The sequence below is a fragment of the Alkalicoccobacillus porphyridii genome, from assembly GCF_007293315.1.
GTDB lineage: Bacteria > Bacillota > Bacilli > Bacillales > Bacillaceae_D > Alkalicoccobacillus > Alkalicoccobacillus porphyridii.
In genome coordinates, this window is record NZ_VLXZ01000007.1 from 171775 (window position 1) to 186177 (window position 14403).

13 protein-coding genes and 1 riboswitch are annotated in these 14403 nt (G+C 41.7%); all 13 genes read right to left on the reverse strand.

Annotated features, from left to right (window positions below):
- Window positions 1–14 precede the first annotated feature (14 nt).
- The 13 genes from radC to FN960_RS12865 all read right to left on the reverse strand — a co-directional run bounded on the left by radC (window position 15) and on the right by FN960_RS12865 (window position 14400).
- Window positions 15–698 (reverse strand): RadC family protein, encoded by a 684-nt coding sequence (radC, locus tag FN960_RS12805; protein ID WP_143849127.1) that lies wholly within the window; start codon window positions 696–698, stop codon window positions 15–17.
- Between the two features lie 61 nt (window positions 699–759).
- Complete coding sequence (locus FN960_RS12810; RefSeq protein WP_143849128.1) at window positions 760–1335, reverse strand: Maf family protein; 576 nt, start codon at window positions 1333–1335, stop codon at window positions 760–762.
- Window positions 1336–1956: 621 nt separating this feature from the next.
- Window positions 1957–3909, reverse strand: a complete 1953-nt coding sequence (locus FN960_RS12815; RefSeq protein WP_143849129.1) for a S9 family peptidase — start codon at window positions 3907–3909, stop codon at window positions 1957–1959.
- 79 nt (window positions 3910–3988) lie between these two features.
- The gene (locus FN960_RS12820; RefSeq protein ID WP_143849130.1) at window positions 3989–5011 is read right to left on the reverse strand and encodes an SPOR domain-containing protein; all 1023 of its coding nucleotides are present in this window, start codon (window positions 5009–5011) and stop codon (window positions 3989–3991) included.
- 110 nt (window positions 5012–5121) lie between these two features.
- Complete coding sequence (locus FN960_RS12825; RefSeq protein WP_143849131.1) at window positions 5122–5916, reverse strand: hypothetical protein; 795 nt, start codon at window positions 5914–5916, stop codon at window positions 5122–5124.
- Window positions 5913–6533 carry a hypothetical protein gene (locus FN960_RS12830; RefSeq protein WP_143849132.1) on the reverse strand — a complete coding sequence of 207 codons (621 nt, stop codon included), beginning with the start codon at window positions 6531–6533 and terminating at the stop codon, window positions 5913–5915. The genes FN960_RS12825 and FN960_RS12830 overlap by 4 nt, the downstream gene beginning before the upstream one ends.
- Entirely contained in the window at window positions 6533–7501 is a 969-nt protein-coding gene (pilM, locus tag FN960_RS12835; protein ID WP_185971023.1) for a type IV pilus biogenesis protein PilM, read from the reverse strand. The genes FN960_RS12830 and pilM overlap by 1 nt, the downstream gene beginning before the upstream one ends.
- 30 nt (window positions 7502–7531) lie before the next feature.
- A complete protein-coding gene (locus tag FN960_RS12840) occupies window positions 7532–8293 on the reverse strand; it encodes a prepilin peptidase (protein WP_143849134.1) in 762 nt (253 codons plus the stop codon).
- 147 nt (window positions 8294–8440) lie between these two features.
- Window positions 8441–8878 carry a prepilin-type N-terminal cleavage/methylation domain-containing protein gene (locus tag FN960_RS12845; protein WP_438799882.1) on the reverse strand — a complete coding sequence of 146 codons (438 nt, stop codon included), beginning with the start codon at window positions 8876–8878 and terminating at the stop codon, window positions 8441–8443.
- 67 nt (window positions 8879–8945) lie between these two features.
- Window positions 8946–9029, reverse strand: a riboswitch (cyclic di-GMP riboswitch).
- A gap of 74 nt (window positions 9030–9103) precedes the next feature.
- A complete protein-coding gene (locus FN960_RS12850) occupies window positions 9104–10312 on the reverse strand; it encodes a type II secretion system F family protein (protein WP_143849135.1) in 1209 nt (402 codons plus the stop codon).
- Window positions 10312–11352, reverse strand: coding sequence for a type IV pilus twitching motility protein PilT (locus FN960_RS12855; protein WP_143849136.1), 1041 nt, complete (start codon window positions 11350–11352; stop codon window positions 10312–10314). The genes FN960_RS12850 and FN960_RS12855 overlap by 1 nt, the downstream gene beginning before the upstream one ends.
- A 17-nt stretch (window positions 11353–11369) precedes the next feature.
- On the reverse strand, window positions 11370–13043 hold the full coding sequence (locus tag FN960_RS12860) for a GspE/PulE family protein (protein ID WP_143849137.1): 1674 nt from the start codon (window positions 13041–13043) through the stop codon (window positions 11370–11372).
- Window positions 13030–14400 (reverse strand): VanW family protein, encoded by a 1371-nt coding sequence (locus FN960_RS12865; RefSeq protein WP_185971024.1) that lies wholly within the window; start codon window positions 14398–14400, stop codon window positions 13030–13032. Before FN960_RS12865 ends, FN960_RS12860 begins: the two co-directional genes overlap by 14 nt.
- Between the last annotated feature and the right edge of the window lie 3 nt (window positions 14401–14403).

Genomic DNA, 14403 nt, shown 5'->3' on the forward strand with positions numbered 1-14403 from the left:
TCATCTTGCATAGCTTATCCTACATGCCCCTGCTCTTTCAAGCTAATAAATGTGCGATCTCCTATAATAATATGGTCCAAAAGTTCGATTCCGAGAACCCTCCCAGCTTCATATAGTCGTTTGGTCACATCAATGTCCTCTCGACTTGGCGTAGGATCACCACTCGGGTGATTATGCAAACAAATAATAGAAGCGGAGGAGCGTCTAAGTGCTTCTTTAAATACTTCTCTCGGATGAACGATGCTGGCATTTAGGCTTCCAATAAAAACAGTATGTTTGAAAAGGAGCTGATTCTTTGTATTTAAGTATAAACAAACAAAATGTTCCTGCTTCAAGAAGCGCATCTCTTCCATTACCAGATTAGATACATCCTCTGGAGAACGAATCACATACTTTTCTGCTGTTTGCATACTATGAATTCGTCTACCAAGCTCCATAGCAGCACTTAATTCAACCGCTTTCGCAGTACCAATTCCGCCAATTTCACACAGCTCTTCTATGGTAGCTTCCTTTAACAAAGGCAAACCATCAAAATGAGCTAATACCTTTCCGGCAAGGTCAATGACAGAATCTTTTTTGGTGCCCGTCCTAAGTAATATAGCGATAATTTCTTGGTTCGATAGAACGGCTGCACCATTTTGAAGTAAGCGTTCGCGTGGTCTTTCAGTAACGGGGACATCTCTTATGAGGAGTGACATTCTATAATCTCCTTTCTATTTTGCGCAAATGGTGGAGAATTCATGTGAGTTAAAAAAAGTTCTAGGAAGGTAAAGGTGTTATGGAGAATGTTTGTAGTGCTCGTGCTGTTTCAGCTAGAGGAAGGCCCATGACTGAATAGTAATCACCATGTATTTGTTTCACTAACATCGCACCAAGTCCTTGTATGCCGTATGATCCTGCTTTATCAAATGGCTCACCTGATTCTACATATTGATCAATTTCTTTATCACTTAGATCATACATTTGCACATCTGTTTGATTATAAAATGAGGTGGTTTTACGTGCTGAGATAATAGTGACACCCGTTAGAACCTGATGACGTCTTCCAGATAAATGCTTCAACATGGTCACAGCTGCTTGACGGTTTGAAGGTTTTCCAACAATCACATCATCAACTACCACAATGGTGTCTGCTCCTATCACCACAGCTTCTGGGTGCATCGCGAAAACAGCTTCTGCTTTTTTTCTTGATAAATGTAATACGGCATCCTCTGGTCGCCAATCTGGCTCTAATCGTTCATCGGCTTCACTTGTACGAATCGTGAATTGATAACGAAGCTGTTGAAGTAATTCCTTTCTCCTGGGGGAGCTTGAGGCTAAAATAAGTGGTTTCATGAAGGGACACCTCTACAATCTTTTTTATCTATTGTACAGGCTTATTTTAAGAATACCAAACTATACGTGAGCGAACAATCTTTTATCTGAATAGTTTTAATTCTTAGAGGGCGACCTTGATGTGGTGCTTCTGCTTCGCTCCCGAAATTGGGGTACGCTTACCGTAAGAAGTTACCTGAGCTAACGGGCTACACCCTTTTATCTCATTGAACCTTTTCATCTAGGCCACTGAATAAGAAGCTTTATATGATAGTAAATCTTCTTTCAAAGAAAAAACGGCTCTCATTACTTAGGTAGGAATGTTAGTCATTTTTCTGATCGGGAATATGAGCGGAAGGAGAAAACGTAGACTCCTACGGAACAGAACGCGTCTGAAGACATTGAAGTGACGCACTTCCACTTCAAGGGCTGAGGCCGTTCCCGTGGAAAGCGTAGGTTTCTCCTGTAGCGGTGTATGAGCTCATTTCTAGATGCCTTTTTCAGTGACCTCCTGTTCTTCCCACACGTGTCGGCCCTCTCATTTCGTCCGCTTGGATTTAGTTATCAGTTAAATAATGAAAAAAACTTGCCGACTGCCTCTGCTGAGACGTTGTCGACAAGCTTTATTTTTACTACTAATTTTTATAAATACTGCTCAAACCATTTTCCAATTGCATCAAGTCTTTTTAATCGTAGGCTTGGTTTTCCACTTCGGGAGAGCTCGTGGTTGGCTTCTGGGAAGCGAATAAAGGTTGTTGTTTTTTCACGGCGTTTCAAGGCAATATACAGCTGCTCTGCTTGTTCGATTGGGCAGCGATAATCCTTTTCTCCGTGTAAAATCAAAAGTGGTGTTTCGATTTGATTCACGTACGCAAGCGGAGAATGCTTCCAAAGCTTGTCGGTATCGTTTAAGTCTGCTTGAATCTGCCACTCTGTAAAGTAGTAGCCGATGTCACTTACCCCATAAAAGCTAGTCCAGTTTGAGATCGAGCGTTGTGTTACAGCTGCTTTAAAGCGGTTCGTATGGCCAACGATCCAGTTCGTCATAAATCCACCATAGCTCCCACCTGTTACTCCTAAACGACTCTCATCAATCCAAGAGTACTGCTTTAGTACATAATCTAGTGCAGCCATAATGTCACGATAGTCTCCGCCACCGTAGTCCCCACGGACGGCATTCACAAACTCCTGCCCGTAACCTAAGCTACCACGAGGATTAATGAAGAGCACTGCGAAGCCCCGTGCGGTTAATGTTTGGAACTCGTGCATATAGCTGTTTGCATACATCGCATGCGGACCACCATGGATTTCTACAATAAGTGGATAGGTTTCTTTTTCATTAAACCCAGCAGGCTTCATAAGCCACCCTTGAAGCTCATGTCCTTCTTCTTGTTGAAACCGGATCTCTTCAGCTTGTACGACTTCTAGTTCATCTAATACATCATCATTACTAGTTGTTAATCGTTTGCGTTCTTCTCCAGACTGGATAAGGTATAGGTCACCAGGATGAGCTACATGATTAATACCGGCTACAAGTGAGCTTCCATCAGCAAGGATAGAAAATCCATAAACATGAGCATGTCCTGTCAAAATCGCTTCTTTTTTCCCATCCGTAGTTAGTTTGTAAAGTCCAACTGTGCCTTGCTCCGATACAAGAAATGTCATAGATCGACTATCTCCGGACCAAACTAACCCTGGATCTACTGTATTTTGAAGAAAATCTGCTGCAACCACTGGCCCAAGCTGCACATCCCAATCTCCTGTCAGCTTTGTCCATTCATTTGTAGCTATTTCAAGTAAATAAATCTCAAAATGAGTCGCATTTTCATAGTCTCTCTCATGAGCTCGCACAGCCAAATATCGTCCATCAGGAGAGGCACTTGCGTCACTAATAACATGTGTTTGATTCGTTAACTGGATAAATTCCTTCTTTTCAACACTTAGCAAGAGCAAATCATTTGAAAAGATAAAGTCTGTATTCTCTTCGTTCACAGACGAAATGACAAGCTGCTCACTATCCGCTGTCCAATCTAAAAGAGTATAAGATATCGCCCCATCTGTTAACTGCGTATGTTTACCTGATTCAATCTCAACCGTAAAAATATGTACATATTCACCTTGCCAAAATCCACTAGCATCGGATTTATATTTCATTTTATTGACAACAAGTGGCTCTGGTTTATCATTTTCTTTTTCTTCCTCAGGATATTGAGTACTAGAATAGGCGATCGTTTTTCCATCTGGTGACCAGCGGAAGTCATTTACACCTTTTTTCTCCTCTGTTAACTGCTTCGGCTCTCCCCAGCTGCTTAAAGTATAAAGCTGATTCGTACCTGTACGATTAGAAATAAAGGCAAGAGCCTCCCCAACAGGTGACCAGCGGGGAAGCTTATTAATGTAGCCTCCATGTGTTAGATACTGGTTTTGATCCGGGTTATGAGGTGAAGTCATAACTAATTCAGCGGCATACGTATCTTTTTCCTCGTGTAAGGTCGTTTCGACATAAACAACATGTTCGCCATCATTAGATAAAGCAGGTGAGGTTACACTGCGCAACTGAAGCAGATCCTCCGGAGTGATCAATCGTTTACTCATTTACAGCACATCCCTTTTCTCAAAATGTTCACATAAATAGAATAACAGTTTCTGATCATATGAACAAAATTGAAACACTTTATTGTTTTATTTGCTCCAATCCTTTTTTATAAGCAATTAGCGCATCTAAATTCATTTGCTGATTTGTACGGTTCACTTCATCAGTTTCAGAGAGTAGCTGGTTGGATTCAGCCATTTTTGCAATAAGAGTTTGAGCTATAGCTTTAAGCTCATCCGACTCGCCCTCCATGGAGGCTTCTCGTTTACTTTCAAGCTCTGTCAGTTCATCCGTTATTACTTCGAGATTTTCTTCTCCAGAAGAATCGAGTGAAGCCAGAGTCGTAGCATGAATAACACTCATTAAACTATTTTCCGCTGAGTTTAGCCATTCAAATGCAGTAGAATCCTCTTCGTCCGCTTTAGTAACGACGTATTCTTTTACGTAGACATCTAGTCCGTCTTCTTTAAATTCAGCGGCTAGTTGCTCTGCTTGGTTCTTCGAGGATGCTACACCTACGTACAGATAATGTGTTTCATTATCGTCATCCATAATGACCGCATAGCCTTCCTGCTTAATGGTTTCACTTACTTGTAAACCTGCCTCCTGAGTGGAAAAAGCCCCTGCTTGAAGAACAAATATCTGAAACTCAGAAACAGGTTCATCTTCTGGTACTACAGTTGTACCTACCTCAACAGCTGGCTGCAAGACCGGCTCATCCACTCCTCCAGTGAAAAAGGAAAGCATAACCACACCTAAGCTAACTCCAATACATACCGCTGACACCGCGGCCGCCATTAACATCCATGGCATTGAAAGCCATTTTTGCGTCCACAGAGCTTTGTGCTTTTTGGTTGCCGGTGGTGCTTGATACGCATAACCCAGTTTATTTTCATCCCATATAAAGATCTCTCGCTTCTGCTCATCAGGATCTTCTTTAATCTCCAATTCTTCAGTGTTCGTTTCTGTCACAGCACAATCAGGCTCCGGAAAAACCCATTCGGTTTCTGCTACTTTTTTAACAGACTGATGCTTGTCCGACTTCTCTTGACGTCTACCATCCTTTGCGAATTGGAATGACATGGTTCGCTTGTCCCTCTCCATAGCACGGCTCCTCTCTGCACGATTCCTTGATGCTAACTATATGTTTGAATGCTAGAGAATAGAACGCTAGACAAAAAAAGCCGTACTAGATTTGCTAGTACGGTTTGACTCTATCTAGGATAAAGCGGGTCTTCTTTTTCTGATGAATCAGGATAGGAACGGAATGGTGCTGTCTCACTAAGCGTTTCTGCTAAGCTCGGATAATAAAAAGAGGAAACCATTACATAGAAATCAAAATACTCTGTAACTACTTCGTCCTCCACTCCCGCATCTTGTTGTTCTTTAAAACTATCATACGATATGGAATCTATGGACAGCATTCGCGGAAACTGTTCAAGCTCCTGAATAAATTGAGCAATGCCTCTATAGTTAGATGTACGTAATTGGACAAGAGCCTGGATTGGTTCAACGTGTGGAATGGTCCAATCTGCAATGAGCGTGGAATCAATTATAGGTTCCGTTTCCACTTCTACAGTTGGTTCATCTTCCTCTAAATCTACGTTCGCTTCCTCTATCAACTCATCCTCTTCTTCGTTAAATGTCATGACTCGATTGGAGGTAGGAAAGTTCTGATTGCCTTGATAATTTACCTGTATGATTTCTACATCAGCAACCGCCTCTGCCTGAGCAAAGGCAAGGATTACTTCATCCTCTAATGGTACAACCGGAAGACGTTGCTGCAAGGCTGTACTTGATAGAGGCGACGGGTCCGTCACTTCGACTTCATCTTGATTTGAGGCAGCTTCTAATTCTAATTGAGCAATGGCCACATCGTCCTGCGCTGATACGAGTCTGGATTGAGCTGGCTTAATAAATTGCCAATAGCTTAGGACACAGCCAGCAATGATGAACCCAATGACAGCTATCATCATTAGCCATCTTTGTTTTGTCATGTAGATTCTCATGGTGACTCCCCTTCTTCCATAAGCTTCGTTTGCTCTAAATCCAACGCAATCTCGTACGTTGCTTCATAACGAGGTTTTATCATCATTTGCTCCTGACTCACGACGGGTGAATCCTCATCTCCTTCTATTTCAGCAACGGCCTCTGTACCAATATCATTCATTCGTACGGCTTCTACATACGGGTGCTGAAATAACTCATCATAATAGTGAGCCGCCTCTTGCATTTGATCAAAGCTTACAGTAACCTCCAGTAAGCCATCACGTTGATAAAAATAGCGGATAAAATATCCTCTGTCAGGTAAAAGACGAATGAGCTCTGCTGTAAACTCAGACGTTGGCACACGATATTCATCTAACTGATTAACCGCATCCTGCAATTGTTGCTCAGGTGTGAGATCTGAGACAATCACACCAGCCTCAGCTTCAAGCTCAATCTTTTGCAGTTGGAGCTCAGCTGCTTCATTAACAGCCGCCGTACGTTCCCTTTCAATATTAGCGTAAACCAGTAGCAAAACAATGAATGAAATAAGAATCAGTATCAGGGTCAAAGCGGCTATTAATAAAGGTGTCACGTCTCGCTTATATCGCTCCGGTAATAGATTAATTTCTGGTAGCATCAGCGCACCTCTTTTCGCAGCATCAGACCTAAAGCATCGTAATATCTGGCCGGAACATACGAATCAGTGAACTCTAGCTGAGAGACAATGTTCATAGAAAAGAAGTCTTTAAACTCGCTAACAACAAGATCCATCGCAATGGTATCCCCACAAATTAACATGCGGGCTATATCCATTTCTCCCCTTAACACGGAATATTGATAAAAGCTGATCACTTTTTCAACCTCAGCGGAAATCATTTGAATCTCTGCTGTTACTGTCTCCACATCTAATTTCCATTCCAGCTGACCGTCTCTTATGTCCCATCGTTCTTCATCATAAGCCAGTGGCCAAGTCCGAGAAAATAACGGTTGACCTGCTGCCAAAATAGTAATGATGACCAAGGACACATCATATTGAACAAGTACAGTGAAAGGATGTTCCTCAAGTAAATGCTGTTCGTGAAAAAGTCTGTAGGCACATGCCGAGGTAAGATCAGCCGCATTTGCCTGAAAGCCTAACTGATCAATCAGCTTCACATAATCGTTCATGACGGATTCCTTTGTAATATAAAGCAGTAGCTCCTTTTTCTCTTCATCCTCACGCAGCTTTTGATAATCAAATATAGGATCCTCAAATGGCAAAACGAGTGAATCACCTGCATCTATGTACAATTGACCTTTAAGCTCTTCATCGGGCACATTCGCCGCTACCTCATGTCTGCGAATCAGCATCTGACTATCAGGCACACAGAGTTGAACGGGATTTTTTTTCTTTAGTTCCCATGCATCCTGCTCTCGCTCAATAAGGCGTTTCACTTCCTCTTTGTCCTCAATCTTTCCACGATGAATGAGTCCAGGAGGAAGATAAAGCTCACCGAATGATTGAATCGAACTCAGGTCAGCACGTTTGCTGCCTACATATCGAATCACATGGTCCTTTAAGACCAATGCATGCCTTTGTTGTTTTCTACCACCCAATATCCCCATACCCATATCTCCCATACATATTTGTCATATCTAAAACACCATGCTTATATACCATTGAATGAGATTATCCCCCATAAAATAAGCAGTTAAAGCACCAGCAGCAATAAAGGGCCCAAATGGAATCGGCTGCTTGCGTTCAACCTTCTTTAACAGCCTAGCCCCAACACCAAAAACGGCCCCATAGGTAGAAGCTAAAAATAGCGTCAGCAATACCAGCTTCCAGCCTAAAACAAGACCTAAAACGGCAAAGAGCTTAATATCTCCACCGCCCATTCCACCGCGGCTAACAATGGCAATTAATAAAAGGAAGGCAAACCCAATCACCGCACCGAGCCATGCATCCCACCAAGGTGTTAGAGGGATAACAAACATGCGCAAAAGTACAAAAGGTATAGCAAAAAACAAAAGGATTTTATCAGGGATGAGCATATAACGCATATCACTCACAAAGATGATCGCAAGCATTGAAACAAACAATAAAGCTACAATCAATTCAACGGACCAACCTATTAAATAAAACGAAAGAGCAAACAGAAATCCCGTCACAGCTTCAGTAAAAGGGTACAAAAAGGAAATCCTCGTATCACACGTCCGACAAGACCCACGCTGCAGAAGAAAGGATAGAACAGGAACCAGCTCTCTCGCTTCAAGCGTCCGATCACACTTTGTACAATGAGACCGCGGCGTCACTATAGACTCCCCCACTGGCACACGCAAGCCCACCACATTATAAAAAGAGCCAAAAACCAGTCCTACAAGTGCTAAATAACCCAAAATGATCCCATCAATCATCCCTTCACCTCCTTCAGTTTCATTAGTCTTTTTATCATAAAACTATATACCTACAATACTAGCTGTTTTTGACTATAGATTCAATCGCAGATCCTGTCGATTTATGGTTTAAGAAAAGCCTACCGGTGGGGGTAGGCTTTTAATAAATTATGGAAGAGTTATATCGGCTCTGCGGTTATCTCCTCGAAGTTCTTCAAGCGTTTTTTGCAATATATTACCAGAGGAATCTTCAGCTTTTAAAGTTACAGTATAAACATTATTAGCAATCGTTACATTTGAAGCTCCGCCGTCATACTTTCCTTTACCTCCTGGAATATCAGGATCTTCAATTAAACCTTCACTAACTAAGGTGGCCAAAGTATATGAATTTCCACTCCCTACATTCGTCGCCTTAGCCGTCTTAACAGCATTCACCATCTGCTCTGCATTCGCAATATGCGCATCCTTACGTGTATTATCAATAATCGCCCCAATACTCGGAATCGCAATTGCTGCAATAATCCCTAGGATAACAACTACAGCCAAAAGCTCAATTAGCGTTAAACCCTTCTGATTCTTCAAATGTTTTTTCATCATGGCTTTCATTTCTTTTCCCTCCAATGGTTTGTTTTTGTTTATTAACAACAAAAAACCGACCTTGCATGTCAAATAAGACGATGCCGGCCGGTTGCACTACTAGCTCCCATCTACCCAAGTGCCCAGATACAGGTAGATGCTCAACGCTTTCCGAGATGTATGTACTTGCTGATAATTGTTGTTAATCTATTACTATCAGACTACCTTAAGAACTTCTATTTGTCTAGTACTTTATTACCCTATAGTTGTAAATATTTCGAACATCGGCACCATAATTGCTAAAACTATAGTCCCGACTATTCCGGCTAACAGTATAATCATGACAGGTTCTATTAATGCTTTAATTTGATCGGTGGTCGCTTCGACTTCTGCTTCATAAAAGTCGGCTGCTTTCTCAAGCATCGTATCCAGTGACCCTGACTTCTCTCCGACACTAATCATTTGGGTGACAAGAGGAGGAAATGCCCAATGCGATTCCATTGGTCCTGCTAACGTCTCCCCCTGCTGAAGTGAAGCTCTTGATTTGCGGATAACATTAGCTATCACGCGGTTATCTGCCACTCTTTCAACAATGGTTAATGCTTGCAGCACTGGCACTGAGCTTTGAAACAGCGCCCCCAATGTTTGGGTGACACGTGCAAGCTCCGATTTTTGAATCAGTGTGCCAAAGACTGGTATCCGTAATAGGATGTTATCCATCCACAATCTGGTTTCTGCATGTCTTCTCCCCATTTTCCAGCCTAAAAAGATGACCAGACCTATAATTGGCACGGTCCACCAGTACCCAAGTGCTAGATCTCCTGCGGCCATGACGAGCTTTGTAATGGTGGGAAGTTCTCCACCAAAGCTTGCAAACATACTTGCAAATGTTGGTACAACAAAAACAAGGAGAAAAATAATAATAGCAATGGCAACAACACCTACAAACATTGGATAGGTTAAAGTAGCCATCACTTTTTGTTTCAAACGATGCTGCTTCTCATAATAGGTAGCCAGCCTGTCTAGAATATCATCTAAGCGTCCCCCTGCCTCCCCTGCTTTAACCATATTGGTAAACAAAGGCGGAAACAAATCTCCTTGCTTAGCAGAAGCGGCCGATAACGACTTCCCTGAACGAACATCCTCTTCAATCATCACTAAAGCTTTCTTTAAAGGTTTACTTGTGGTTTGTTTGCTCAACACATCAATGGTCTCAATAACGGGCACTCCTGCTTTTAAAAGCGTGGAGAATTGCCTAAGAAATAAAACAAAATCCTTTGACTTAATGATAGGTTTTAAAATCTCAATATCCTGATACAGCCCTTGCTGCATCTCTTCAATGGTTGTTACGGATATTCGCTTTTCTTTTAAGGAAAGAATTGCCGTCGATTCATCCCTAGCTTGCGTTTTGCCTTTTACCGGTTTTCCAAAGCTATCTCTACCTGTATAAGAATAGGTTGCCATTAGCTCACAAACCCTTTTGAATAAATGGAAAGTACCTCTGGATTCAGTACCTCTTGTTTTACTAATTCAGCCATAGAGGTATCCATCGTCATCATCCCCTCTGCTCTGCTTGTTTGAATGACGTTATTAATTTGATGGATCTTTTCATTTCTTATTAAGTTCTTAACCGCTGAGTTATTGATTAGAATTTCGGTCGCCGCTCTACGCCCTTTATGATCAGCCGTGCGGAACAATCGCTGGGAAATGACTGCGCTTAATACGGATGCCAGTTGAATTCGTACCTGCGCTTGCTGGGCAGGAGGAAACACATCAATAATACGGTCAATCGTTGATGGCGCATCGGTTGTATGTAGGGTACCAAGAACTAAATGCCCCGTTTCAGCCGCCGTAATAGCCGTTGATATTGTCTCCAAATCACGCATTTCACCTACTAAAATGATATCCGGATCCTGCCTCAAACAACCTTTCAATCCATTCGCGAAGTTTTTTGTATCAAAGCCTACCTCGCGCTGATTTACCACTGACATTTGATGTCGGTGCAAATATTCGATTGGATCCTCAAGTGTAATAATATGCTTGCTCTCTGTACGATTAATATGATCAATCATCGCCGCAAGTGTCGTTGATTTACCACTTCCCGTTGGTCCGGTGACTAGGACTAATCCTTGAGGCTCTTGAACGATTTGTTTTAAAATAGCTGGCATCTTTAATTCATTTAATTGCGGAATTTTTGTTGGAATGACTCGAATGGCCATACCAATACATGAACGTTGAAAATACGCATTAATACGAAAACGAGATACTTTAGGAATGCCAAACGAAAAATCGAGTTCTCCCTTTTTCTCAAACTCCTCCATTAAGTCCTCAGGAATTATCGCGCGAGCAAACTGTCTTGTGTCATCGGGAGTTAGCTTCTCTTTACCATGAGATCCAAGCTCCCCATTAATTCTAAAAATCGGAGCTGTACCTACAGTGAGGTGAATGTCTGACGCTCCTTTTGTAAAAGCTGTAGAAAGTAACGCTTCAAGTTTTTCTTTCATTCTGAATCCTCCTTTCATTAATGATCTAACGTAACGTGAAGAACCTCACCGACTGTGGTTATACCCTGTTTAACCTTTAACAATCCGTCATCTAATAGAAAAATCATGCCATTTTCAGCTGCATACTCTTGAATCTCATGTATTGTTTGTTTATCCATTAACAGCTGACGAATCTTCTCATCAATGATTAACATTTCATGAATAGCAATTCGTCCACGAAAACCCGTATCATTACATTGGTTGCAGCCACTTCCACGATAGACATTGGATATCTCCATACCTCGTTTATGAAATAACTCCAACTCTAATTCGTTTGGTTCATACGTTTCTCTACAGGAAGGGCAGATTTTTCTAACGAGTCGTTGTCCAACGACTCCAGAAAGTCCAGATGCTACTAAATAAGGTTCAATGCCCATCTCTGTTAACCTCGGAATGGCTGCAATGGCACTATTCGTGTGTAATGTGCTGAGAACAAGGTGGCCTGTCAGAGACGCTCGCACAGCAATTTCTGCTGTTTCCGTGTCACGAATTTCACCAATCATCACAATATTAGGATCCTGCCTTAAGATTGCACGTAAACCCTTTGCGAAGGTTAAACCTACCTGAGTATTAACCTGTACTTGATTAATTCCGTTTATGTGATACTCCACTGGATCTTCAACCGTGACGATATTTACCTGATCGGTATTTAAATAATGCATGCCCGCATAAAGAGTGGAGGTTTTTCCCGAGCCAGTTGGACCTGTAAGGAGAATTAATCCAGATGGATTTTCAAGCATTTTTACAAACATCTTTTCATGGACATGGTTTAAACCGAGTGCACTGAGTTTTGTTAATTCGCTTAACCCTGCTAACAGCCTTATTACAATTTTTTCGCCAAATATTGTAGGCAGCGTGGAGATACGCATATCAACGTGCTGCGAACCAACTAATACTTTTATCCGTCCATCCTGAGGCATTCGTGATTCAGTAATATTTAATTCACCCATAATTTTTATGCGAGCGGTTAACGCACTTAAAATAGAAGCTGAAAAGGTTCGCTCCGTTCGTAACAAGCCGTCTATTCGGTACCGTACCATAAACGTCGTCTCTAATGGATCAATGTGAATATCGCTGGCACGCTGATTTAACCCATGCTGCAATAGCTGATCAACCAGCTTAATAATTGGAGCGTCCTTATCACTTGTTACCTGCTCTTGCTGCTCTGCGACCATGGTTAAGTCAGTATTCTCAACGGGTTCTTGCTCTATTAAAGAATCATTAATTTGATAATAACGCTCAATGGCTTCAACAATTTCAGCCTTAATCGCAATAAGAGGTTCAATTTGGAAGCCCGTAAACATCTGCAAATCATCAATTGCATAATAGTCTAAAGGGTCTGCCATCGCCACTTGAAGCACTCCGTTTTGTTTGCGAATGGGGATTAGCATATATTTCCGAGATAACTCTTCGGGAATGAGCTTTAAAAGTTGGGTATCGACAGCTGTTCGGTACAAATTAACATGTACTAAACCAAGCTGAGTTTCTAATGCTTTTATGAGTTCATACTCAGTAATTAGCTCACGTTCAAGCAATGCATCACCTAAGCGTTGATCGGAGCGTTTTTCCTCTAATACTAGCTCTATCTGCTCTGAATTCAGATAACCGGCCTCAACTAACAAGTCACCAAACTTCTTTTTAGTTCTCATCATCCTGCTCCTTATCCGCTGGTTCATGAACCCCTTTGATAAAGTCCTGCTGTGCTTCACCATTCTGATTATTTTGTTCTGCTGAGGTTGATTGCTCCTCTTGTTCTTGGATCTGTGGCTCACTTGCTCTATCGGCTTGTGATTCTTCCTTCACACTTTCAGGCAGTTCAACGATCACTGGCTGAAGATCAGCATCATTAATCTCTAATTCTGGTTCCGGCTCAGGTTTCGCATAGACACTTCGTTCCTCAATAGTTGATGTAGCAGCAATGTAATTTCTTGCGATCAGAACTTTATTTACTTCCTGTTTATTTGCATTTAACTCCCGCTTAAACAGGCTTGCCGCATACCCATTCTTGCCATTAACAATGACTTGACTATTGCCAGCACGTCGCTTCTTAGAATATGTAACCTCCGTGCGTGGTTGAATGGTTTCGGTGTTTTCTACAACTAATTCATATTCCTGTATATAAGGGGTACCAACTAATTCAACAATAAGTCCTTCAGTTGAAAATTGGACATTTAACTCCATCGACTCATAATTTGGATTATAAAAAACGAGGTCACGATGATCCTCATTTACTGAAGCACCGTAGCCAACTTTAATAGACTGTGGCAGCTTTTCAGGAGTATGGTGCTCGATTAATTCAAGATTTGATTTAGCTAAAGCCTGGTAAATGACTGAAGAAAAAAGATCAAGGCTTTCTCCACCAACAACCATTTGATTCGTTTGTTCTAACGCTGTTTTTAAAGAAAAATGACTTCTTGGCTCAATGACCACTCCATCTAAGCCAGTAGACCACGTTCCAAGTATGGTAGACTCCATGTATGGGGCATACACATTAGCAAGAACCGTGCGTTCCTCATTTATCCCTTCGATATATGAGGCGAGATGTACAGTAGGAGCTTTTGTTGGCTCCTCATTCAGTTGAAACTCAATATCATTTTTTAAGGTGGAGATATCAACTAATCCTGACAAATCAGCCGATTCAATTTGATTTACCGCCTCCGTTAAAGCAGTAATATCAATGGTTGCTTCTATCTGTTCTGATTCCTCCACAGCATTGCTGGATACAGTTGGAACAGATAAGTTTAGAGCTTCTTCGGGTAATTCGACTAACGAATCATAGAGATAAATAGAGACCACCTGCTGATTCCTCCGCTGCTCAGCTATCATGTCTATTTCTGATTGTGCTTCAGCGAGTGTCATGCCACCTACCTCTACCCCCGCTATGACTGTACCTATCTGATATTCTTTTGCTTGTGCCTGTTGATCTAAAACCCGACCAGCAACTAACCCTATCACTAGTAATCCTGTCATGACAGCTACCAACAGCCCAATACGTACAAAAGATTTCATTAT

What these genes read in the sequence shown, in the direction of transcription:
- FN960_RS12845 (WP_438799882.1), bottom strand. Translation starts at nt 8,878, where the DNA reads ATGAAAGCCATGATGAAAAAACATTTGAAGAATCAGAAGGGTTTAACG.
- FN960_RS12840 (WP_143849134.1), bottom strand. Translation starts at nt 8,293, where the DNA reads ATGATTGATGGGATCATTTTGGGTTATTTAGCACTTGTAGGACTGGTT.
- FN960_RS12830 (WP_143849132.1), bottom strand. Translation starts at nt 6,533, where the DNA reads ATGCTACCAGAAATTAATCTATTACCGGAGCGATATAAGCGAGACGTG.
- FN960_RS12855 (WP_143849136.1), bottom strand. Translation starts at nt 11,352, where the DNA reads ATGAAAGAAAAACTTGAAGCGTTACTTTCTACAGCTTTTACAAAAGGA.
- FN960_RS12815 (WP_143849129.1), bottom strand. Translation starts at nt 3,909, where the DNA reads ATGAGTAAACGATTGATCACTCCGGAGGATCTGCTTCAGTTGCGCAGT.
- FN960_RS12810 (WP_143849128.1), bottom strand. Translation starts at nt 1,335, where the DNA reads ATGAAACCACTTATTTTAGCCTCAAGCTCCCCCAGGAGAAAGGAATTA.
- FN960_RS12850 (WP_143849135.1), bottom strand. Translation starts at nt 10,312, where the DNA reads ATGGCAACCTATTCTTATACAGGTAGAGATAGCTTTGGAAAACCGGTA.
- FN960_RS12825 (WP_143849131.1), bottom strand. Translation starts at nt 5,916, where the DNA reads ATGAGAATCTACATGACAAAACAAAGATGGCTAATGATGATAGCTGTC.
- radC (WP_143849127.1), bottom strand. Translation starts at nt 698, where the DNA reads ATGTCACTCCTCATAAGAGATGTCCCCGTTACTGAAAGACCACGCGAA.
- FN960_RS12865 (WP_185971024.1), bottom strand. Translation starts at nt 14,400, where the DNA reads ATGAAATCTTTTGTACGTATTGGGCTGTTGGTAGCTGTCATGACAGGA.
- FN960_RS12820 (WP_143849130.1), bottom strand. Translation starts at nt 5,011, where the DNA reads ATGGAGAGGGACAAGCGAACCATGTCATTCCAATTCGCAAAGGATGGT.
- FN960_RS12860 (WP_143849137.1), bottom strand. Translation starts at nt 13,043, where the DNA reads ATGATGAGAACTAAAAAGAAGTTTGGTGACTTGTTAGTTGAGGCCGGT.
- pilM (WP_185971023.1), bottom strand. Translation starts at nt 7,501, where the DNA reads ATGGGGATATTGGGTGGTAGAAAACAACAAAGGCATGCATTGGTCTTA.